The 21,948-nt window shown below is 68.9% G+C and carries 20 protein-coding genes; 7 read left to right on the top strand and 13 right to left on the bottom strand.

Annotated elements, in window-relative coordinates:
• Positions 1–7: 7 nt before the first annotated feature.
• The 4 genes from leuS to CEG14_RS16840 all read right to left on the bottom strand — a co-directional run bounded on the left by leuS (position 8) and on the right by CEG14_RS16840 (position 5,196).
• Complete coding sequence (leuS, locus tag CEG14_RS16855; protein ID WP_094827444.1) at positions 8–2,665, bottom strand: leucine--tRNA ligase; 2,658 nt, start codon at positions 2,663–2,665, stop codon at positions 8–10.
• A 150-nt stretch (positions 2,666–2,815) separates the two neighbouring features.
• Complete coding sequence (locus CEG14_RS16850) at positions 2,816–4,033, bottom strand: MFS transporter (protein ID WP_094827443.1); 1,218 nt, start codon at positions 4,031–4,033, stop codon at positions 2,816–2,818.
• Positions 4,030–4,539 (bottom strand): MarR family winged helix-turn-helix transcriptional regulator, encoded by a 510-nt coding sequence (locus CEG14_RS16845; protein WP_094827442.1) that lies wholly within the window; start codon positions 4,537–4,539, stop codon positions 4,030–4,032. The genes CEG14_RS16850 and CEG14_RS16845 overlap by 4 nt, the downstream gene beginning before the upstream one ends.
• A gap of 156 nt (positions 4,540–4,695) precedes the next feature.
• The gene (locus CEG14_RS16840) at positions 4,696–5,196 is read right to left on the bottom strand and encodes an HU family DNA-binding protein (RefSeq protein WP_094827441.1); all 501 of its coding nucleotides are present in this window, start codon (positions 5,194–5,196) and stop codon (positions 4,696–4,698) included.
• A 54-nt stretch (positions 5,197–5,250) separates the two neighbouring features.
• Here CEG14_RS16840 and CEG14_RS26395 point away from each other — a divergent pair, with 54 nt between their 5' ends.
• On the top strand, positions 5,251–5,424 hold the full coding sequence (locus CEG14_RS26395; protein WP_179280614.1) for a hypothetical protein: 174 nt from the start codon (positions 5,251–5,253) through the stop codon (positions 5,422–5,424).
• Between the two features lie 44 nt (positions 5,425–5,468).
• Positions 5,469–7,256 (top strand): SulP family inorganic anion transporter, encoded by a 1,788-nt coding sequence (locus CEG14_RS16835; protein ID WP_256985763.1) that lies wholly within the window; start codon positions 5,469–5,471, stop codon positions 7,254–7,256.
• On the opposite strand, the gene CEG14_RS16830 is transcribed toward CEG14_RS16835, so the two are convergent.
• The 4 genes from CEG14_RS16830 to CEG14_RS16815 all read right to left on the bottom strand — a co-directional run bounded on the left by CEG14_RS16830 (position 7,223) and on the right by CEG14_RS16815 (position 10,960).
• A complete protein-coding gene (locus CEG14_RS16830) occupies positions 7,223–8,722 on the bottom strand; it encodes an ABC transporter substrate-binding protein (RefSeq protein WP_094827439.1) in 1,500 nt (499 codons plus the stop codon). The two genes, CEG14_RS16835 and CEG14_RS16830, sit on opposite strands and share 34 nt — an antisense overlap.
• A 122-nt stretch (positions 8,723–8,844) precedes the next feature.
• Positions 8,845–9,012 (bottom strand): 50S ribosomal protein L33, encoded by a 168-nt coding sequence (gene rpmG, locus CEG14_RS16825; RefSeq protein WP_094827438.1) that lies wholly within the window; start codon positions 9,010–9,012, stop codon positions 8,845–8,847.
• 43 nt (positions 9,013–9,055) lie between these two features.
• Entirely contained in the window at positions 9,056–9,292 is a 237-nt protein-coding gene (rpmB, locus tag CEG14_RS16820) for a 50S ribosomal protein L28 (RefSeq protein ID WP_094827437.1), read from the bottom strand.
• A 477-nt stretch (positions 9,293–9,769) separates the two neighbouring features.
• The gene (locus CEG14_RS16815) at positions 9,770–10,960 is read right to left on the bottom strand and encodes a Bcr/CflA family multidrug efflux MFS transporter (RefSeq protein WP_373454198.1); all 1,191 of its coding nucleotides are present in this window, start codon (positions 10,958–10,960) and stop codon (positions 9,770–9,772) included.
• A gap of 208 nt (positions 10,961–11,168) precedes the next feature.
• Here CEG14_RS16815 and CEG14_RS16810 point away from each other — a divergent pair, with 208 nt between their 5' ends.
• The 5 genes from CEG14_RS16810 to CEG14_RS16790 all read left to right on the top strand — a co-directional run bounded on the left by CEG14_RS16810 (position 11,169) and on the right by CEG14_RS16790 (position 16,882).
• Positions 11,169–12,422 carry a class I SAM-dependent methyltransferase gene (locus CEG14_RS16810; protein WP_094827435.1) on the top strand — a complete coding sequence of 418 codons (1,254 nt, stop codon included), beginning with the start codon at positions 11,169–11,171 and terminating at the stop codon, positions 12,420–12,422.
• A gap of 445 nt (positions 12,423–12,867) precedes the next feature.
• The gene (locus CEG14_RS16805) at positions 12,868–13,866 is read left to right on the top strand and encodes an ABC transporter substrate-binding protein (RefSeq protein ID WP_094827434.1); all 999 of its coding nucleotides are present in this window, start codon (positions 12,868–12,870) and stop codon (positions 13,864–13,866) included.
• Positions 13,867–14,130: 264 nt separating this feature from the next.
• Positions 14,131–14,988 carry an ABC transporter permease gene (locus CEG14_RS16800; RefSeq protein ID WP_094827433.1) on the top strand — a complete coding sequence of 286 codons (858 nt, stop codon included), beginning with the start codon at positions 14,131–14,133 and terminating at the stop codon, positions 14,986–14,988.
• Positions 14,985–16,319: a quaternary amine ABC transporter ATP-binding protein gene (locus CEG14_RS16795; RefSeq protein WP_256985761.1), complete on the top strand. Its 1,335-nt coding sequence runs from the start codon at positions 14,985–14,987 to the stop codon at positions 16,317–16,319. The genes CEG14_RS16800 and CEG14_RS16795 overlap by 4 nt, the downstream gene beginning before the upstream one ends.
• A gap of 188 nt (positions 16,320–16,507) precedes the next feature.
• Positions 16,508–16,882, top strand: coding sequence for a tautomerase family protein (locus tag CEG14_RS16790; RefSeq protein WP_094827599.1), 375 nt, complete (start codon positions 16,508–16,510; stop codon positions 16,880–16,882).
• Between the two features lie 33 nt (positions 16,883–16,915).
• On the opposite strand, the gene CEG14_RS16785 is transcribed toward CEG14_RS16790, so the two are convergent.
• The 5 genes from CEG14_RS16785 to CEG14_RS16765 all read right to left on the bottom strand — a co-directional run bounded on the left by CEG14_RS16785 (position 16,916) and on the right by CEG14_RS16765 (position 21,937).
• Positions 16,916–17,884 (bottom strand): Bug family tripartite tricarboxylate transporter substrate binding protein, encoded by a 969-nt coding sequence (locus tag CEG14_RS16785; protein ID WP_094827432.1) that lies wholly within the window; start codon positions 17,882–17,884, stop codon positions 16,916–16,918.
• 39 nt (positions 17,885–17,923) lie between these two features.
• Positions 17,924–18,388: a MaoC family dehydratase gene (locus tag CEG14_RS16780; RefSeq protein ID WP_094827431.1), complete on the bottom strand. Its 465-nt coding sequence runs from the start codon at positions 18,386–18,388 to the stop codon at positions 17,924–17,926.
• 10 nt (positions 18,389–18,398) lie between these two features.
• Positions 18,399–19,616, bottom strand: a complete 1,218-nt coding sequence (locus CEG14_RS16775; RefSeq protein ID WP_094827598.1) for a CaiB/BaiF CoA transferase family protein — start codon at positions 19,614–19,616, stop codon at positions 18,399–18,401.
• Between the two features lie 125 nt (positions 19,617–19,741).
• Positions 19,742–20,653, bottom strand: a complete 912-nt coding sequence (locus CEG14_RS16770) for an NAD-dependent epimerase/dehydratase family protein (RefSeq protein ID WP_094827430.1) — start codon at positions 20,651–20,653, stop codon at positions 19,742–19,744.
• Positions 20,654–20,752: 99 nt separating this feature from the next.
• Positions 20,753–21,937: a sugar ABC transporter permease gene (locus tag CEG14_RS16765; protein ID WP_094827429.1), complete on the bottom strand. Its 1,185-nt coding sequence runs from the start codon at positions 21,935–21,937 to the stop codon at positions 20,753–20,755.
• Between the last annotated feature and the right edge of the window lie 11 nt (positions 21,938–21,948).

Genomic DNA, 21,948 nt, shown 5'->3' with positions numbered 1-21,948 from the left:
GACCTCATCAGCCTACAACGTTGACCAGCTTGCCCGGCACCACGATCACGCGCTTGGGCGGACGGCCTTCGAGGAAGCGGGTGACCTCTTCCTGGGCGGCGGCGAGCTTCTCGATCTCTTCCTTGGGCGCCTGGGCGGCCACGCGGATCGACCCGCGCAGTTTACCGTTCACCTGCAGCATCAGCTCGATTTCGTCGGCGATCAGCGCGGCCTCGTCGACGTGCGGCCACGGCGCGTCGAGCAGGTCGCCCAGCGAGGCGGCGTAGCCCAGGTCGCGCCAGAGGTTCCAGGTGATGTGCGGCACCACCGGATACAGCACGCGCAGCAGCACGCCGATGGTCTCGGCCAGCGCCGCGTCGGCGGCCGGGCCTTCCGGCAGCGTGGCATTGTCGATGGCGTTGAGCATCTTCATGCACGCCGAGACGACGGTGTTGTACTGGATGCGCTGGTAGTCGTAGTCGGCCTGCTTCAGCAGACCATAGACCTCGCGGCGCAGGTCCTTGACGGCGGCCGGCGCCTGGGCCCAGTCGGCGCCCTGGGCCAGGCCGCGGGCCACGGCCTCGCGCTGCGCGTGGCTCAGCGCCCACAGGCGGCGCAGGAAGCGGTTGGCGCCCTCGACGCCCGAATCCGACCACTCGAGCGTCTGCTCGGGCGGGCTGGCGAACATCACGAACAGGCGCGCGGTGTCGGCGCCCTGCGTGTCGATCAGCGATTGCGGGTCGACGCCGTTGTTCTTCGACTTGGACATCGTGCCCACGCCGCCGTAGGTGATTTCGCTGCCGTCGGCCTTCAGGCGGGCGCCCACGATGGCGCCCTTGGCGTCGTAGGTGTTCTCGACTTCCTCGGGCCAGAAATACTCGATGCCGCCCTGCGGCGTCTTGCGCGAGTAGATATGGTTGAGCACCATGCCCTGGCACAGCAGCTTGGTGAAGGGCTCGTCGAAGTTCAGCAGGCCGAGGTCGCGCATGACCTTGGTCCAGAAGCGCGCGTAGAGCAGGTGCAGCACGGCGTGCTCGATGCCGCCGATGTACTGGTCCATCGGCATCCAGTAGTCGTTGCGGCCATCCACCATCGCCTGGTCGTTGCCGGGCGAGGTGTAGCGCATGAAGTACCAGGACGAGTCGACGAACGTGTCCATCGTGTCGGTTTCACGACGCGCGGGCTTGCCGCAGCTCGGGCACGCGCACGACAGGAAGGCTTCGTTTTTCGCGAGCGGATTGCCCGAACCATCGGGAATCAGGTCGTCGGGCAGCACCACCGGCAGGTCTTTCTCGGGCACCGGCACCGGGCCGCAGTCGGCGCAGTGGATGATCGGGATCGGGGTGCCCCAGTAGCGCTGGCGCGAAATGCCCCAGTCGCGCAGGCGCCAGGTGGTCTGCTTCTCGCCCAGGCCGGCGGCGATCAGGTCTGCGGCGATGGCGTCGACGGCGGCCTTGTAGGCCAGGCCATCGTACTTGCCGGAGTTGACGGTGCGGCCGGTCTGCTTGTCGCCGTACCATTCCTGCCAGGCCTGGTCGGAGTAATCCTGGCCTTCGACCGCGATCACCTGGCGGATGGGCAGGCCGTATTTGCGGGCAAAGGCGAAGTCGCGTTCGTCGTGGGCGGGCACGCCCATCACGGCGCCGTCGCCGTAGCTCATCAGCACGTAGTTGCCGACCCACACCTCGACCGGCGCGCCGGTGAGCGGGTGGGAGACGGTCAGGCCGGTGGGCATGCCTTCCTTCTCACGCGTCGCCATTTCGGCTTCGGTGGTGCCGCCGAGCTTGCACTGCTCGATGAAGGCGGCCAGCGCGGGGTTGTTGCGCGCGGCATGCGTGGCCAGCGGATGCTCGGCCGCCACGGCGGCGAACGTCACGCCCATCAGGGTGTCGGCGCGGGTGGTGAATACGTACAGCTTGCCATCCTGGATCAGTTGGCCGTCTTCGCCGACGATCTCGTGCGGGAAGGCCAGGCGCACGCCCTCGGACTTGCCGATCCAGTTTTCCTGCATCACGCGCACGCGCTCGGGCCAGCCGGGCAGGCCGTTCTGGACCTGCTCGAGCAGCTCGTCGGCGTAATCGGTGATGCGCAGGTAGTAGCCCGGGATCTCGCGCTTCTCGACCAGCGCGCCCGAACGCCAGCCGCGGCCGTCGATCACCTGTTCGTTGGCCAGCACGGTCTGGTCGACCGGGTCCCAGTTGACGACCTGCGTCTTGCGGTAGGCGATGCCCTTTTCGAGCATCTTCAGGAACAGCCACTGGTTCCATTTGTAGTACGAGGGATCGCAGGCGCACATCTCGCGCGACCAGTCGATCGCCAGACCCATCGCCTTCATCTGCTTCTTCATGTAAGCGATGTTGTCGTAGGTCCATTTGGCCGGCGGCACCTTGGACTTGATGGCGGCGTTTTCGGCCGGCATGCCGAAGGCGTCCCAGCCCATCGGCATCAGCACGTTGTAGCCGCGCATGCGCAGCTGGCGCGCCATCATGTCGTTGATGGTGTAGTTGCGCACGTGGCCCATGTGCAGCTTGCCGCTGGGGTAGGGCAGCATCGAACACGCGTAGAACTTGGGCTTTTCCTCACCGTCGGCGGTGCGGGCGTGCTCTTGGACGAGATAGGCGTCGCGGGCCTGCCAGTCTTGTTGGGCGGCCGCTTCGACGGCGTTGGGTTGATAGCGTTCCAGCATGGGCTCGTGCGATAAGAAGAGGTCAATGGCCGGCGCGCCGCGAGGCGGGTCGGCCAAAACCATAGATTATAGGGCTAGGGCCTGTAATTAGGCGGCGCGGGGCCGGATCGGGCTTCGGAGAGCGGCCGATCCGGCCGGCAGACCCGCCGATCAGGGGCGGGCGGCGGCGGCCGGGGCAGGCAGATCCGGAATGTGTGCCCCCGGCGCCAGGCGGCCGTAGGCCAGTGCCAGCAGCGCTGCGGCCGCGCCCGCGGCCGTCACGCCCAGCCAGCCCGCGTGGGTGTAGATCCACGCGGCGGCGAGCGAGCCGGCCGCGCCGCCGATGAAGTAGCTGGTCATGTAGCCGGCCGTGAGACGGCTGCGCGCCTCGGGGCGCAGCCGGTAGATGGCGCTCTGGTTGGTGACGTGCACGCCCTGGATCGCCATGTCCTGGATCACGATGCCGGCCAGCAGCGCCCACACCGAGGTTTCGCCCCAGGCCACCAGGGCCCAGGAGCCGAACAGCAGCAGCAGGCCGACGCGGGTGGCGAGGTTGCCCAGGTTGCGATCGGTCAGGCGGCCGAAGCGGTTGGCGGCGTAGGCCCCGACCGCGCCGGCCAGGCCGAACAGGCCGATGGTGGTGTTGGAATAGCCGTAGGCCGGGCTTGCCAGCAGGAACGTGAGCGGCGTCCAGAGCATGCTGAACGAGGCGAACAGCAGGCCGCCGATGAGCGAGCGGGCGCGCAGCAGGGGTTCGTCGCGATAGAGCTGCAGGATCGACCAGAGCAGTTGCGGATAGCGCAGCCCCACCGGACTGCGATGGCGCGGCAGCACGCACCACAGCACGCCGGCCATGGCGAACAGCAGGATCGCGGCGACCCAGTAGATGGTGCGCCAGCTGCCGATGTCGGCCAGCGCGCCGGCGGCGGTGCGCGCCAGCAGGATGCCCAGCAGCAGGCCGCTCATGATGGTGCCGACGATGCGGCCGCGTTCGTGCGGCTCGGCCAGCGTGGCCGCGAACGGCACCAGCACCTGCGCCACCACCGACAGCATGCCGCTGACCGCGGTGCCCAGCATCAGCCAGCCTATGCTCTGCGCCGACGAGGAGATCAACAGGCCGCAGGCCGACAGCGCCGTCATGGACACGATCAGGGCGCGCCGCTCGAGCATGTCGCCCAGCGGCACCAGCAGCACCAGGCCGATGGCGTAGCTCAGCTGGGCCACCGTCACGATGCCGCCGGCGGCGGCCGTCGACAGGCCGAACTGCTCGCCGATGGTGTGCAGCAGCGGCTGCGCGTAATAGTTGCCGGCCACCGCGAGGCCGGTGGCGACGGCCATCAGCAGCACGATGGGGGCGGTCAGGCGCGTGGCGTGGGGTTGCGTGCTCATGCCAGGCCTCCGGGCGCGTCGGTGTCGTGGCCGGCCAGCATGCGCTTGAGCAGGCCGGCGAGCTGGCGCCGGTCGGTGGCCGACAGCGGGGCCAGCAGGCCGTCGAGCTCTTCCAGATAGTCGTTGAGCACGCGGCGGATCACGCGCAGGCCATCGGTCGTGAGCGACACGACGACGCCGCGGCGGTCTTCGGGATTGGGGCTGCGCACGATCAGGCCGGCCTGCTCGAGCCGGTCGAGACGGTTGGTCATGGCGCCGGCCGAGAGCAGCAGGGCGCTGACCAGTTGCTGCGGGCTGAGTGCATGCGGCGCGCCGCTGCGATACAGCGTGGCCAGCAGATCGAACTCGCCCTGGTGCAGGCGGTGCGCCTTGAAGGCGCGATCGACGCTGCGGGCGGCAACGATGTTGAGACGGAAGAGGCGTGCGCACACGGCCATTGCGCTGACGTCGAGGTCGGGGCGCTCGCGCGCCCAATCGGCCAGGACGCGGTCGACATGATCCTGCATGGGAGTATTTATTTTGACGTAAAGTATTTTTATATCAAAATAAATCCCGGCTCTGCAACCGGGTCTTGTGGCGCGTGCCCCGTGCGCATCGGGCGCGCACAAAAAAGAAGAGCCCGCCAATGGCGGGCTCTTCCCGGTTTGACCGAAGTCCGTTGCTTACTGAGCAGCGTCCTTCAGCTTCTTCAGCGGGCGAACCTTGACCTTGACCGAAGCGGGCTTGGCCGGGAACCAGCGCTCTTCGCCGGTGAAGGGATCCTTGCCGAAGCGCTTGGCCTTGGCGGGAACCTTCTGCACGGTGACCTTGAACAGGCCAGGCATCGTGAATTCGCCAGCGCCCTTCTTGTCGATCGAGCCCAGGACCGAGTTTTCCAGGCCAGCCAGAACGGCCTTGACCGACTTGGCTTCCACGCCGGTGTTCTCGACCAGGTGAGCGATCAGTTGCGACTTGTTCAGCGCGGCCTTGATGGGGCGTGCGACGGCCGGAGCAGCGGCCTTCTTCACGGCAGCCGGCTTGGTGGCGGCAGCCTTCTTGGCGGGGGCCTTGGCCGGAGCCTTGGCGGGAGCCTTGACGGCCTTCACTGCCTTGACAGCCTTGACCGGAGCCTTGGCGGCGGTCTTGGTCACTTTCTTGGCGGGAGCTTTTGCTTTGGTAGCCATGGTCAAAATCCGTATGTTGGGTTGTTGAGGTATCACCATGCCGGAACACCGGCAATGGATGCCACGCGCCCGATGATAGCGGAAAGTGTCGAGTGTGCACGCGTTTTTTGCGAGAAGAATGCTTATGGCATGATGTTTTTCACAAAAAGCGTTGCGCGCGCACTGCTGCGCAGGCCTTCTGGCATGATGCGCGGCGCGTCGTTGCCACTGCGGCGCGGCGGCGGTTAAGCTGCCCGGCGATGCGCACGGGTCATTGCACAAGGAGCCAGTTCTTGCACGCACGATTGAACAGACTGTTCGGCAGCTGGGTGCGCGACGTGTCGCCCGCCACGCTGCGCGCCGATGCGTGGGCGGGGCTGCTGGGCGCGTTGCTCGTGTTGCCGCAAGGTGTCGCATTTGCCTTGCTGGCAGGGCTTCCGCCGCAATACGGGCTGCACAGCGCGATCGTGCCGTGCGTGATCGCGGCGCTGTTCGGCTCGAGCCGACACGTGTTGTCCGGCCCCACCAACGCCAACTCGCTGGCCTTGTTCGCGGTGCTCGCGCCGATGGCGGTCGTCGGATCCGCCGGCTATATCGAACTCGCGCTTGCCGTCACGGTGCTGGTCGGCGTGCTGCAACTCGCGGTCGCGTTGTTGCGGCTCGGCGTGCTCGCCAACTTCATTTCGCCCGCGGCGCTGTTCGGCTTCACCAGCGGTGCGGCGCTGCTGATCGCATTGCATGCGGCCCAGGACGCGCTGGGCCTGCGCGGCATCGACGCGCACGGCGCGGGCGTGCTGCTGTGGACGCTGGGCGCCAGCCTCGGCGCGGCGAGCGGGGCCGCCGTGATCGTGTGCGTGGTGACCATCGCGGTCGCGCTGCTGGTCAAGCGCTGGGACCGGCGCAAGCCGCACATGCTGGCCGGCCTGATCGCGGGCAGCGCATGCGGCGCGGCGTTGCAGGCCTGGGCCGGCGCGGGGGACATCGCGCTGCTCGGCGCCGTCGGCAAGCCCTGGCCCGCGCTGCACCTGCCGCAGGTCGACTGGCGCCAGTTGCCCGACATGCTCGGCGTGGCCGTTCCGCTCACGATCGTCGCGCTGGCGCAGTCGATCTCGATCGCCAAGGCCATCGGCCAGCGCTCCGGCCAGGCCATCGATGCCAACCGCGAGTTCTTCGGCCAGGGCCTCTCGAATGCGGTGGGCGGGCTGTTCTCCTGTTATCTGTCGTGCGGCTCGCTGAACCGCTCGGTGCCCAACTACGAGGCGGGTGCCCGCACGCCGCTCGCCGCCGTGTTCGCCGCGGCGCTGCTGATCGGGCTGGTGCTGCTGTCGGAGCCGTTGCTGGCGCACATTCCGTATGCGGCGATCGCCGGCCTGTTGCTGCTGGTGGCGTGGGGCCTGTTCGATTGGGCCCGCTGGCGCTGGCTCTGGCGCGTGGAGCGCAACGAGGCCCTGATCGCGGCCGTGACGCTGGCCGCCACCGTGACGGTGCGCATGGAGGTGGCGATCCTGCTCGGCACCTTGCTCTCGCTCACCGCCTATCTGTATCGCACCTCGCGCCCGGCCATGCGCACCATGGGCTTCGAGGCGGGCGATCCCGAACGCCATTTCGCCGTGCTCGCCGGCCAGCCGACCGCCTTGCCCGAGTGTCCGCAGCTCAAGCTGCTGCGCATGGAGGGTTCGATCTATTTTGGCGCGGCGGCCTACGTGGGCGAGCGCCTGCAGGCCCTGCGCGATGCGCCGGACGCGCCGCGCCACCTGCTCGTCATGACCAAGAGCATGAACTTCATCGACGTGGCGGGGGCGCAGGTCTGGGAGGATGAGATGGCACGCCGGCGTGCGATGGGCGGCGACCTGTACTTCCATCGGCCGCGTCCCGAGGTGCTGGCGAAATGGGAGCTCACCGGCTTCATCGACCGCCTGGGCGCCGATCACGTGTTTCGCGACAAGGCGAGCGCCATCGGCCAGATCTACCAGCGCCTCGACCCGGAAACCTGCCGGCGCTGCACGGCGCGCATCTTCAAGGAATGCGGCCCGGCCGGCACCGCGCATCAGCGCGGCGCGGCTACCTGTGGCCAGTCCTGAAGCGCGGGGCTCGTGGCCGGCGTCCAGGCGGGCGCCTTGCCCGCACTGCCGTTCGCGGGCGCGGGATTGGGCGCGGTAGGTTGCGCTTTGGTCGCGGCCGGATCCTGCGCGGCCGGCGCGTCGGGCTTGCCCGCCGATGGCGGCGTCGCCGCGCCGGCCCCATCCTCACCCTTGGGCTGGGCTTCCTTCGCCGCTTCCGCCGCCGCGGGCTTGGGGCGGGCGCGGCTTTCGCCGCGCAGGCGCCGCACGTCGTGGTCGGGCGGTTGCAGCCGCCCGCCTTCCTGGTAGTTGATGGTGATGACCGCGGGCTCCGCGGCGCCGCCGGCGTACCAGCCGGTATAGACGCCGATCGTCGACTGGTGATCCAGCGGCCGGTAGGCGAAGGTGCCGATCGGCGTGTCCACCTTCATGCCGGAGAATGCGTCGGCCAGCATGGCGCCGTCGGCTTCCTGCGCCAGGCGCAGTCCGGTGGCGAGCGACTGCAGGGCGCTGTAGCCGAGCAGGGCGGCCGCGCCCGGGGTCTCGTCGAAGCGCTGGCGATAGGCGCTCACGAAACGCTGGCTGGCCGGTTGCGGCAGGAGGTCGAGCGGATAGCCGGTGACCAGCCAGCCGGCCGGCAGCTCGGCGCCCAGCGCCTGGCGGGTCTCGGGATCGGCGGCATCGAGGGCCACCACGGCGCGGCCGTCGAACAGCTGGCGCGCCTGGCCCGCCTGCACGAATCGATGCAATGCCGCGCCGTCCAGGTCGAGCAGGAGGGCGTCGGGATGGGCGTCGGCCAGCTTCAGCACGGCCTCGTCGAGCGCGCGGGCGCCGGCGGGCAGCGGCTGCACCGCGACGAACTCGATGCGCGCCTGGAAGGCCCGCATCATGCTCTGGAACGTGGCGGCGCGTTCGCGGCCGCCTTCATCGTCGGCGTGCACCACGGCCCAGCGCGGCTTGCGCAGGCCCAGTGCCTTGGGCGCAACCGCGGCGGTGCGCATGCGCACCGAGGCCGGCAGGCGATACGTGTAGCGGTTGTTGCGCGACCAGGTCAGGCTCTCGCCCACCGCCATCGTGGCGAGAAAGAACACCATGCGCTCGCCCGCGTAGCCGGAGATCGCGGAGGCCGTGGCCTCGCTCGCGCCGCCCATCAGCGCCACCACCTTCTCGCGCTGCGTCAGCTCCTCGGCCAGTTTGGCGGCCGTCTCGGGCTTGCCGCCGTCTTCGCGCGTGAGCACCTGCAGCTTGCGGCCCAGCACGCCCCCTTCGGCGTTGAGCTGCTCGAGGGCGAGCTGCCAGCCCTTGCGGTAGGCCGCCTGCGTCGGATCGCGCTTGTCGCCGATGATGTCGCCGATCCGGATCGGCGCGCTCTTGGCGCCGGGCGGGGCGGGCATGGGCGCGGGCGGCGCGCTCCTCACCGAGGCGCTCCAGGCGGGCGCGGCCAGGATCAGGGTGGCGAGCAGGACGGCGGTGGCGCGTGGCGGCATGGCGGGAGCGGGTCGGTGGGCGGGGCGGGGCGGGCGGCAGCGGACGCACGAAGCGGGGCGGCAAAAGCAAACGGCCCCGCGAGTGCGAGGCCGTCAGCATAAACCACCGGATACAGGCTGAATTACTTCAGCTTGATTTCCTTGTAGTCGACGTGCTTGCGAGCGACGGGATCAAACTTCTTGATCAGCATCTTCTCGGGCATGTTGCGCTTGTTCTTGGTGGTCGTGTAGAAGTGGCCCGTGCCGGCAGTCGACTCGAGCTTGATCTTTTCGCGGATACCTTTGGCCATGTCGTGCTCCTAGTATGTAGTTGGGGTCAGCGGGCGATGTCGATCAGACCGCTTCGCCGCGTGCACGCAGGTCGGCCAGGACGGCGTCGATGCCGTTCTTGTCGATCGTGCGGATGGCTTTCGCCGACACGCGCAGACGGACCCAGCGGTTTTCGCTTTCAACCCAGAACCGGCGCGATTGCAGGTTCGGGAGGAAGCGACGCTTGGTCTTGTTGTTCGCGTGCGAAACATTGTTGCCCACCATCGGGCCTTTGCCGGTCACTTGGCATACGCGTGCCATGGATGCACCTCTTAACGGTTGTTCTTCGCCGGGTGCAGATCAGGACAGGATGGGGCGTTGGGGATATATGCCGCCGGACTGGATGTGAAAGGATGCTGGTGCATCCCGACACTGCCGGCCACCCAACAAAGTGGATGGGGAGGGCGCATGCTCGGAAAGCCTGAACGCGTATCGCCTGGGTCTGGACGGGCCAGAGGGATCCGGATCAGCCACCGGACGCTGCCGTCCTGTGCTTATACCCCGCTTCGCCCGCCTGGCCTGAAACGATCAGTTCCGGCTCGGGGAAGGTTGCGAGTGACCACAAAGCATAGTGACCACGCGACGGGAAATTACTGATTAGCCAGCGATTCTATATTGACGTGGGGGCTTCGGTCAAGCGGGCGCTGCGGGAAGAGGCCGAGGCGCCACAGTAAACGAGGGACGCAGCCGAGGGAGCGGGGGCGTCTGCCCCTGCCTCCACCCTGGACAGCCGAGCGCTCAGGCCAGCGACGCCGCGGGACGGCGCGCGATCCGCCCGGCCCCCCACGACAGGCAGGCGCACACCGCAAGCACGGTCGTGAGCGGCAGGGAGCTTTCGGTCTGCCACAGGCTCACCACCAGCCCGGCCAGCGCGCCGCACGAGAGCTGCAGCGTGCCCAGCATCGCGGAGGCCGCGCCCAGGCGCTTGCCCTGTTCGGACAGCGCCAGCGCGGCCGAGTTGGGGTTCACGAAACCCTGGCTGAACATATACGCGATCAGGCAGGCCATCAGCAGCGGCAGGCTCATCAGGCCGCTGGCGCTCAGCACGACGGCAACCAGGCTGGCCACGGCGAGGCTGCTCTGGGCCCGGCGCTGCAACAGCGGCGGCGCGAGCCGGCGCAGCAGGCGCGCGCTCACCTGCGAACCGATGATGAGGGCGGCCGCGTTGGTGCCGAACAGCAGGCCGTAATACTGCGGCGCCACCCCGTAGAGTTCGATGAACACCCGCGGCGAGCCGATGATGTAGGCGAACATGCCCGCCTGGCCCAGGCCGCCGGCGAAGCTGTGGAAGATGAAGCTACGGTGCCGCAGCAGCGCCCAGTAATTGCTCGCGATGATCTGCGGGCGCAGCGGCACCACGCGCTCGGGCGCGAGCGATTCCTTCATGATGAACAGCACGGCCACGAACATCGCCAGGCCCGCGCCCATCATGAGCCAGAACAGGCTGCGCCAGCCCACGAACGCGAGCAGTTGCCCGCCGGCGAGCGGGGCGAGGATCGGGGCCAGGCCCATGATCAGCATCAGCAGCGACATCGCGCGCGCCGCATCCTGCGTTTCGTAGTGATCGCGGATCACGGCGCGCGGAATCACGACGCCGGCCGCGCCGCCCAGGGCCTGCACCACGCGCCACAGCGTCAGGGTCTCGATGTTGCCGGCGACCGCACAGCCCAGCGACGCCACCATATAGAGGACGAGCCCGCCCAGCATCGGCAGCTTGCGGCCGAACCGGTCCGCCAGCGGGCCATAGATCACCTGCGCCATCGCCATGCCGACCAGGTAGGCGGCCAGCGTGCGCTCCACATCGCCCCGGGGCACGCCGAGGTTGGTGGCGATCGCGGGGAACGCCGGGAGGTACATATCGATGGAGAATGGGCCGATCGCGGTCAGCGCGCCCATGAGGATCAGCCAGCCGGGCAGGCTGCGAGACATGGATTCAGAGGACATGAGGGTGAGGCAGAGAGCGGCCTGGGCGCGAGGGGGCGCAGGAACCGCGGGTGAGGACGCGGGTCCGTTGCGCGACCCGTGCCAAGCGGCCCACTGTATCACGGACCACCTTACGGTTGAATTGCAACATAGGCCCGGTAGATTCGCGAGGCGCCGGGCCTTCCGATCCGGCATCGTCGGTCAGGAGGCGTGCATGCATCCCTTGTTGTCCCTCATCGAACGCAAGCTCGAAACGCTGCCCGTGCCGGTGCAGCTGCAGCTGCCGGACGGCACCGTGGCCGGGCCCGCGTCGGCCCGCCTGCGCTTCGTATTGCGCGACCGGCGGGTGCTCGGCCACCTGGCGCGCGGCGAGATCGGCTGGTTTGCCCACGACTATGTCGAGGGGCGCGTCGAGATCGAGGGCAGCATGCGCGACCTGATGGGCGTGGCGGCCGGGCTGTTGCCGGCCGACCCGGTCGACGCGCGCCGGCGCGGCTGGCTGGTCGAGACCCTGCGCCGGTTGCGATCGCTCGCCCGCCACGCGCCGGGACGCGACGCCAGGCAGATCGCGTTCCACTACGACCTCTCCGATGATTTCTATGGTCTGTGGCTGGACCCGCGACGGGTCTATTCCTGCGCCTATTTTCGCGAGCCCGATCTCTCCCTGGCGCAGGCGCAGGAGGCCAAGCTCGACCATATCTGCCGCAAGCTGAGGCTGGGCGCCGGCGAACGCTTTCTCGACGTGGGCGCGGGCTGGGGCGGGCTGCTGCTGTGGGCCGCGCAGCACTACGGCGTGCAGGCCACCGGCATCACGCTCTCGCGCAACCAGCACGCCTACGTGCAGCAGCAGGTGCAGGCGCTCGGCCTGGAGGGGCAGGTGTCGGTGGCGCTGTGCGACTACCGCGAGCTGAAGGTGGCGCGCCCGTTCGACAAGATCGCATCGGTCGGGATGTTCGAGCACGTGGGTCGCGCCCGGCTCAACGACTACTTCGCCACGCTGCGCGGCCTGCTGCGGCCCGGCGGTCTGGTGCTCAATCACGGCATCACGGCGGCCGGCGTGCACAACGCCGAGCTCGGCGGCGGCATGGGCCGCTTCATCGAAACCTACATCTTTCCGGGTGGCGAGCTCACGCACATCTCGCACGTGCTGGCCGCCGTGACCACCGGCGGGCTGGAGACGCTTGACGCGGAAAACCTGCGGCCGCACTACGCGCGCACGCTGTGGGCCTGGAGCGATGCGCTGGAAGCCCGGCTCGCCCAGGCCGCCGCCATCCTGGGCGCGGGGCAGGGCGAACGCGCGCTGCGCGCCTACCGGCTCTACCTGGCGGGGTGCGCCATGGCGTTCGAGCAGGGCTGGGTGGCGCTGCACCAGGTGCTGGCCAGCTCCCTGGCGCCCGGGCGCAGCGACGAGCTGGACGCGCCGGCGGACCGCGACTACCCCTGGAATCGCGGTTACATGTACGGTTGAGACCGTGTCCCCGGGCCCGAAAAGGACCGAAGTTTCGCGGATTTGGAAACTGAATGAAACTTAACGTGTCCGCGCCATGTTGCAGCGCAATAGCAGGGAAATTTCGTGTTTTTCCCGGGCAATATTGGCGTTAACCCGGAGTCCCGAATCGCTGAATGTAACTGGTTGTAGAGGTCGCGGGCTTGGGTTGTTTCGCAAAATCGGCTAACATGCAGTCTTCTTCGTTGAGTTTCTTTCAATTTACTGCGCTTAAGATGCCGGCCTCGCGCCTGTCAGCTCAAGCGCTGTCTTACAGGTCAACGGTGTCCCGACACACCGGTACCTGCTGTTAGTGTGGTCTGTATTGGCGGCTTCGCCCGTCTTCCGCACACCCCCCTTAGCTACACGGCATAGGCCGGCGATGCACGCCAGCCCTATGTCCTTGAACCTATGGAGGCAAAAGCCAATGCGTTTCACCCCCGTCAAGACCCTGGCTGCAACGGCCATGATGTTCGCTTTCGCCGGCGCCGCCCATGCCGCCGACGCCCAGTGCGAACTCAAACGCCCCGTCAAATTCGGCGGCATGAACTGGGAATCCAATCTGGTGCTGGTCGACATCCAGCGCTTCATCATGGAAAAGGGCTACGGTTGCAAGACCGAGACCCTGCCCACCGAAACCCTGCCCGCGCTCGCCGCGCTGGAGCGCGGTGACCTCGACATCAACTCCGAAATCTGGCTCAACAGCGTGGCCGACCCCTGGGAACGCGCCGAGAAGACCGGCAAGGTCAAGCGCATCGGCGACGTCTACATGGGCGGCGAAGCGTGGTTCATCCCGCGCTACACCGCCGAGCGCCTGCCCGAGCTCAAGTCGGCCGCCGACCTGCCGAAGTTCAAGGACAAGTTCACCGATCCCGAAGAGCCCTCCAAGGGCCGCTTCTACGGCTGCCCGGCCGGCTGGGGCTGCGAGGTCGTGAGCAACAACCTGTTCCACGCGCTCAAGCTCGACGACTCGTTCACGCTGTACTCGCCGGGCACCGGCGCCGCGCAGAAGGCGGCCCTGATGTCGGCCTACAAGCGCAAGCAGAACGTGGTCTTCTACTACTGGTACCCGACGCCGCTGGTCGGTGCGCTCGACCTCGTGAAGCTCGAGATGCCGCCCTACGACGCCGAGAAGCACAAGTGCCTGACGGCGCCCAAGTGCGAGAATCCGCAGCCCAGCGCCTACCCCGAGAACCCGGTCTTCACCGCGGTCAACACCAAGTTCTCCCAGGAAGCGCCCAAGCTGACCGAGTTCATGTCCAAGGTGTCGATCCCCCTCGACCAGGTCAACGAAACGCTCGCCCACATGGAAGAGTCGGGTGACGAGACCGGTGACGTGGCGCAGTGGTTCCTGAAGAACAAGTCCGACGTCTGGACCAAGTGGGTCCCCGCCGACGTCGCGCAGCGCGTGCAGGCTGCCCTGTAACGCCCGCCGGGTCCGGCCGCGCCGCTGCGCGGCGTGCCGGACCGGCAACCATGACGGCGCGGGCCTGCCCGTGCCGCCATGCCCCGCAACCCGGCCCCTGTGCCGGTGCCGTACTGGCGCCAAGCGCCATCCGCCGCCGGGCGGGAACCGGGTCCAGGTGGCGCTTGCCGCCTGCGGGGTGTTCTGAAATCCGTGTCTGATGTTTGAGCGGCTGCCCTGGCGGCGCGCTCGCGCCGCCGGCACTTTCTGATATGGAGCCCTTCGATGTTTCCTGAACTGATTCCCGCGCGCGCAGTGCGCGGGGCCATCGACAATTTCGTCGACCATCTGGTCACCAACTACGCCGACACGCTCGAGACGCTGGCAAGCCCGGTCCTCAAGGCGCTGGTCTGGCTCGAACAACTCCTGCGTCAATCTCCGTGGTGGGCCATCGTCGTGGCCACGGTGGCGATCGCATGGCTGGTCAGCCGTCGTATCGGCCTGAGCATTGCCATGGGGGCGCTCCTGTGCGTGATCGGCCTGCTCGGTCTGTGGGACGCCGGCATGCAGACGCTGGCGCTGATGATCATGGCCGCCGGCCTGTCGGTGCTGATCGGCATTCCGCTCGGCATCCTGATGGCCCGCGTCAACTGGCTGCGCGCCGTCATGACCCCCGTGCTCGACGTGATGCAGACCATGCCGAGCTTCGTGTACCTGATCCCGGTCGTGATGCTGTTCGGCCTGGGCAAGATCCCGGCCATCATCGCCACGGTGATCTACGCCGTGCCGCCGCTGATCCGCCTGACCGACCTGGGCATCCGCCTGGTCGACCGCGAAGTGCTGGAAGCGGCCCGCGCCTTCGGCGCCAACTCGCGCCAGCAGCTGTTCGGCGTGCAGCTGCCGCTGGCCCTGCCCAACATCATGGCCGGCATCAACCAGACCACGATGATGGCGCTGTCGATGGTGGTGATCGCCTCCATGATCGGCGCGCGCGGCCTGGGCTACGAAGTGCTGCTGGGCATCAACCGCCTGGAAGTCGGCCGCGGCCTGCTGGCCGGCCTGGGCATCGTGGTGCTCGCCATTCTGTTCGACCGCATCACCCAATCGTATGGACAACGCGTACGTACCGGAGGCCAACGATGAGCAAGATTGAAGTCAAGAACATCTACAAGATCTTTGGCCCGCACCCGGCCAAGTGGCTGGACGCCGCCCAGGGCGGCATCAGCAAGGAAGACCTGCTGTCCAAGAGCGGCCACACGCTCGGCCTGCGCGACATCAGCCTGTCGATCGACGAGGGCAGCATCTACGTCATCATGGGCCTGTCGGGCTCAGGCAAGTCGACGCTGATCCGCCACTTCAACCGCCTGATCGAGCCCAGCGCGGGCTCCATCCTGGTCGATGGCGTGGACGTGGTCAGCCTCAACAAGCGCGACCTCGAAACCTTCCGCCAGAAGAAGATGAGCATGGTGTTCCAGCGCTTCGGCCTGTTTCCCCATCGCACCGTGCTGGACAACGCCGCCTACGGCCTGACCGTGCAGGGCGTGGCCAAGGCCGAGCGCGAGCAGCGCGCGCGCCACTGGCTCGACCAGGTCGGCCTGTCGGGCTTCGAGATGCAGTACCCGCACCAGCTCTCGGGAGGCATGCAGCAGCGCGTAGGCCTGGCCCGGGCGCTCGCCACCGACGCCGAGATCCTGCTGATGGACGAGGCCTTCTCGGCGCTCGATCCGCTGATCCGCCGCGAGATGCAGGATCACCTGCTGGCGCTGCAGGCCAAGCTCAACAAGACCATCGTCTTCATCACCCACGATCTGGACGAGGCGCTGCGCCTGGGCAACCGCATCGCCATCCTGAAGGACGGCGAGCTGGTGCAGGAAGGCACCCCGGAAGACATCCTGCTGAACCCGGCCAACGACTACGTGCAGTCGTTCCTGCAGGACGTGAACCGCACCAAGGTGCTGAACGCCGCGCATGCCGTGAATCCGTCGCGCCTGACGCTCACCATGCGTTCGCGCCCGGCCCACTCGCTCGATCGCATGCAGGCGCTCAACTACGAGTACGCGCCCGTGCTCGACGGCAAGCGCCTGGCCGGCGTCCTGACCGCGGACCGCGCCCGGGAGGCCATCGAGGCCGGGGCGCGCGACGTGTCGCGCTACGTCGACGACCTGGCCTCGGTGCCCGCCACCGCGGGCCTGGGCGAGGTGCTGGCGCAGCTGGTGCACAGCGACCAGCCGGTGGCCGTCACCAACGAGGACGACGAGTTCATCGGCATGCTGTCGCGCAAGAAGGTGGTGGAGCTGGTGACGCCGGTCATCACCGAGGCCGAGGCGCTCAACGGCAGCACGCCGGTGGCGGATCTGGTCGACGGCGAGCCGGCACCGGCGGCGAGCGCCGATGCCGCCGCGGCGCCTGCGCCGGAGACGGCCGGCGCGGCCGACGCGGCGCGCGATCCCGACGCGGGCAAGAACGCGGCCTGATCTCCGGGCGGCGCAAGCAAGACGACAAAGGCCGGCAGCATGCCGGCCTTTGTCATTGGGCCGGCGTGCGCGCCCCGGGACTTTCTCGATGGGCAGCACGCCCGGCTGGCGATATGATGGCCCGTCCCGGCCGTCCGGCCTGGACGGCACCCATCCACCTCACGCCGCGGATCCTCTCCGCCACCGTCATGCCCATACTCAACATCCAGATCATGCAGGGCCATTCGGCCGACCAGAAAACCACGCTGCTCAAGGCCGCCAGCAATGCGGTGTGCGAAAGCATCGCCGCGCCCTTGCCGAGCGTGCGCATCGTGCTCGAAGAAGTGGCGCCGGCCCACGTGATCGTGGCGGGCGAGGTCGGCAAGTCGATGGCGCTGGTCGACGTGGCCCTGATCGAAGGCCGTACCGACGATCTGAAGGAGGCGCTGATCGGTGCGCTCAACCGCGCCGTGTGCGACAGCATCGGCATCTCGGGCGCCGACGTGCGCGTGGTCATCACCGACGTGCCCAAGATCAACATGGGCGTGGCCAACGGCGTCAGCGCGAAGGCCGCCGGCCGTTGATGCCGCAGGGCGGCCAGGAGCAGCCGGACCGCATCAGTCCAGCTTCACCTGCGCCGCCTCGATCACCTCGCCCCAGCGGCGCGTTTCATCCTGGATGTAGCGCGCGTATTCCTGCGGCGTGCTGCCCAGCGCCTGCGCGCCCTGCGCGGCCAGCTGCTGCTGCATCTCGGGCGAGCGCAAGGCCTTGCGGATCTCATCGTTGAGCTTCTGCACGATGGCGGGCGGCGTGCCCTTGGGCACCACCACGCCCTGCCACGCGCCCATCTCGAAGCCCGGCGCCACCGTTTCCGCCACCGTCGGCACCTCGGGCAACTGCGCGCTGCGCCGGGCGCTCGTCACGGCCAGGGCCCGCAGCTTGCCGTCGCGGATGAAGGCGAGCGAGTCGTTGAGCGTGTTGGTCATGAACTGTACCTGCCCGCCGACGAGATCGGTCATGGCCGGCGCGCTGCCGCGGTACGGCACGTGCACCGCCCGCACGCCCACCGACTGAAGCAGCAGGACGGCGCCCAGGTGGGTGACGTTGCCCGTGCTGGCCGAGGCATACGACAGCTTGCCGGGCTGCTTGCGCGCGTAGGCGACGAAGCCGGCCAGGTCCTGCGCCGGCACGGACGGATGCACCAGCAACACCAGCGGAATCACGGCGGTGGACGACACGGCCTCGAAGTCGCGCGCGGGATCGAAGGGCAGCTTGCGATAGAGGTTGGGGCTGAGCGCGATCGACGAGGTGTTGTAGAGCACGGTGTAGCCATCCGGCTGCGCCGCGGCCACGTACTGCATGCCGATGTTGCCGTTCGCGCCGCCCTTGTTCTCGACCACGAAGCTCTGGCCGGTCTGCACGCTGAGCTGGCGCGCCAGGACACGCGCCACCAGGTCGGTGGGGCCGCCCGGCGGGAAGGGCACCACCAGGTTGACCGGGCGTTGCGGCCAGTCCGCGGCCCGCGCGGCGGGTGCGCCCAGCACGGCGCAGACGGCGAACGCGCAGGCGGCGTAGCGTCGGATCATGAGTGTCTCCTCGGTATTGTTGTCTGGGGGCGGCCCGCGCTAGCCGGGCCGGCCGGCGAGCATGCGCACGGCGGTGTACTGCATGACGGCGTCGCCGTGCTGGTTGTGCACCGTGATGGCGGAGCTGACGACGGCGCGGTTGTGCCTGGAGGTGGGCCGGACCTCGGTGACTTCGACCTCGGCCCAGATGGTGTCGCCCGCCACCACCGGCGCCAGCATCTTCTTGTGCACCTCGAGCAGCGCGAGGCCCGTGCCCTGCACCATGCCCTGCATCAGCAGCCCTTCGATCAGGCCGTAGGTGAGGGCGCCCGGCGCGGGGCGGCCGCGGATCGCGCCATGTTCGTAGGTCGCGTCGATGAAGATCGTCTCCAGCATGCCGGTGGCGCTGATGAAGTTGACGATGTCGGTTTCCGTGACCGTGCGGCGGAAGGTGCGAAAGCGCTGGCCCTTCTCCAGGTCTTGCCAGTAATAGCCCTGGCCGAGCAGCGTGGGGGTGGGGGTCATGCGGGTGTCCTCAGGAAGCGGAAGGGGAAGGCGGGGCATTCGGGGCGAGCGCGGCGATGGCGGCGTCGTCGAGACCCGCCTCGCGCAGCACCTGCGCGGTGTGCTGGCCCAGGCGCGGCGCCATGGCCGGCGTCACGCGGCTGTCGGCCAGGCGCACCGGGCTGCGGGTGTAGCGGTAGGCCGCGCCGCTGTCGCTCTGCACCTCGGCGAAGAAGTCCACGCTGCGCAGGTGCGGGTCTTCGGGCAGGTCTTCGAGCCGGTTGACGGGGGCGGCCGGGATCTCGAGCCGCTGGCACAGCGCGAGCCAGTGCGCCGTGTCATGGCCCGCGACGATCTCGCCGGCCAGCGCATACAGCGTTTCGATGTGGCGCGTGCGCGCCGTGATGTCGGCGAAGCGCGGGTCGGCGGCCAGGTCGTCGCGCCCGGCGTGCACGAAGAAGCGCTGCCAGTGCGCATCCGTGTACGGCATCATGCAAATGTGGCCGTCGGTGGTCTGGTAGGGCCGGCGCCACGGCGTGAGCACGCGCGGGTAGCCGAGCGGGCCGGGCGTGTCGGCGAGATGGCCGCCATACAGGTGCTCGACCAGCAGGAACGAGGCCATGGACTCGTACATCGGCACTTCCAGCGCCTGGCCGCGCCCGCTGCGTTCGCGCTGGAACAGCGCGGCCAGGATGGCGTGCGCGGCGATCAGCCCGCAGGTCTTGTCGGCCGCCACGGTGGGCAGGTACTGCGGCGTGCCGGTCTGGCGCCGCATCAGGTCCGCCACGCCGGACAGGCCCTGGATGATGTCGTCGTAGGCTGGCTGGCCGTCGTAGGCGCCGCCGCTGCCGAAGCCATACAGGCCGGCATAGACCAGGCGCGGATTGCGCGCGCACAACACCTCGGGCCCCAGGCCCAGGCGCGCCATCTTGGCGGGACGCATGCTGTGCATCAGCACGTCCGCGCCGTCGACCAGGGCGAGCAGCGCGGCGCGCGCCTCGGGCCGCTTCAGGTCCAGCACCACGCTGCGCTTGTTGCGATTGATGCCGAGGAAGATGGCCGACAGGCCCGGCTCCTGCGCGGGCCCGGTGTGGCGCGTGGAGTCGCCGGCGGGCGGCTCGATCTTGATGACGTCGGCGCCGTAGTCGGCCAGGATCTGGGAGGCGTAGGGGCCGAACACCACGGCCGTGAGATCGAGCACGCGCAGGCCATCCAGCGCGGTGCCTTCGAAGGAGTGTGCGGAGGTCATGCGGGCCATGCTAAAGAGCGTGGCCGCGGGCGTCTAATAGGGGTTTGGTATGGCGCGATACCGCATTCCTATGCTGCACTGCGAGCCCGGGCCGGCCGCGCGCCTCGGCCGGCGCCGCGCCGGGCTCAGCACAGATGGCGCTGCACGTCGTCGTGCGGATCGTAGCCGAGGCGGTCGCGCCCGGCCTGGACGTCCCAGACGCTGCCGCGGTTGGCCGACACGCCGTTGACCGTGACGGTGGCGCCGGGCCAGGGCGCGGCATCCGCCGTGAGCGCGGCGAGGAGCAGCCGCTCGAGATCGGCGTTGGACAGCCACATGCTGCGGAACCATGCCAGGGCCTGGCGCGCCGGTTCGTCGAACTGCCCGGGCGCGGGGGCCTGCGGGAACGCCACGCCGGAGTAGGTGATGGCGCGCGGATCGTTGTCGCCCGGCAGGATCCAGCCGATGCGCGCGATCACCGTGGCCAGCCTGCCCTGCGTGATCGCCGAATAGGCCCGGCACAGGCGCTCGCCCAGCACCTTGGCGGTGCCGTAGGCGAGCGAGTCGGCGTTGCGTTCGCCGTCGAACCAGCGCGTGCCGGGCGCGGGTTCGAGGTCGGGCGTGAGCCGGCCGGGGCCCATCAGACCGGACAGCGGCGGATCCTTGTAGCCGCCCATCGCGTGGTTGGAAGAGGCGAAGAACAGGCGTTGCGCGCCATGCGTGGCGGCGGCGGTCAGGACGTTCAGCGTCATGTCGTAGGAGCCCAGCGCGTCCTGCCAGCTCGCGTCGGGCGTGGAATGCCGATTGGCCAGGTGCACCACCGCGTCGACGCCGTCGAAGCGGCACGTCCAGGCCGGATCGGCGCGCTGCAGGTCGGCGGTGACGACGGTGAGGCGTCCGCGCAGCGCCGGGCCGAAGTCGGCGGCATGGGCGCGCTGGTCGAGCGCGGTGATGTGCCGGCACCAGGGCTGACGCGCCAGGATGTCGACCACCTTGCGGCCGATCTGGCCGGCGGCGCCCGTGACGGCCACGTGGGCGGGCAGCAGGGGAGAGGTCATGGAAGGCTCCGGTTCGGGATGAAGGCGGGCATGCGGACGAGCGCCCCGCGGCGGCGGGCGCGCCCGCCCGGGATGGCGCAAGAGGGGCAGCAGGCGCGCTCAGGCACGCTCGGCTCCGGTCGCGACGTCGATCCAGACGGCGAGCACCAGCACGGTGCCCTTGACGATCATCTGCCAGGAGGTGTCGACGTTCATCTGCTGCATGCCGTTGTCGAGACTGGCCATGACCAGCGCGCCGATCATGGCGCCGTAGACCGTGCCGGAGCCGCCCCGCATCGAGGTGCCGCCGATGAAGCAGGCGGCGATCGCGTCGAGCTCGCTGCCGACGCCGGCGGACGGGGAGCCCGCCGCCAGCCGGGCCGTGTTGACCACGCCGGCGAAGGCGCACATCAGGCCCATCAGCATGAACACCAGCAGCTTGACCCGCCGGACGTTCACGCCCGACAGCCGGCTGGCCTCGACGTTGCCGCCGACCGCGTAGACGTGCCGGCCGAAGACGGTCTGGGTGGTGATCCAGGTGAACACGCCCAGCAGCGCGAGCAGGATCAGCACCGGCAGCGGCACGCCGTGGGCCTGGTTGAGCACCAGCACGAAGCCGATGGCCGCGGCCGCGATGGCGCTCACCCGCAGGGTGTCGAGCCACGCCGGGATGCGATCGAGCCCGAGCTGGCGGTGGCGGCGCCTGCGTGCGAGCGTCAGGCCGCAGGCCAGCGCGATGATCAGCACCACGATCGCCCACGACAGCCCCGGCGGCACGAAGGCCTGGGCGATGGCGCCGAGGTCGTCGGGCACGGGCGCGATCGTGACGCTGTCGGTGCTGAGCTGGAGCAGGCCGCGATAGGCCAGCATGCCGCCCAGCCCTACGATGAAGGACGGCACGCGCAGCCGCGTGGTGAGGTAGCCGTTGACCAGGCCGAAGGCGGCGCCCAGCAGCAGCACGACGGCGACCGCCAGCCAGGTGTTCCAGCCGTGGTTGACGGTCAGGAGCGCGGCCACCCCGCCGAGCAGGCCCAGCAGCGAGCCCACCGACAGGTCGATCTCGCCGGCGATGATGACCAGCACCATGCCGCAGGCCAGCATGCCGGTGACGGAGGTCTGCAGCAGCAGGTTGGAGATGCTGTTGGGCCGCACGAAGCTGCCGTCGGTCTGGGGCCAGAAGAACAGCCAGATGAGCGCCAGCGCGAGCAGCATGCCGAGCAGCTTGTGGCGAGCGAACACCTGCCGCAGCGGCGGGCGGGGGCGGCGTGGCGGGGAATCGGCGGAGGGAGCGGGCGTCTGGGACATGGGATTCCGGG

Origin of the sequence: Bordetella genomosp. 1, from assembly GCF_002261335.1 — a bacterium.
Lineage (GTDB): Bacteria > Pseudomonadota > Gammaproteobacteria > Burkholderiales > Burkholderiaceae_B > Bordetella.
Note: the sequence above shows the minus strand (reverse complement) of the source record. Positions and strands in the feature narration are given on the sequence as shown.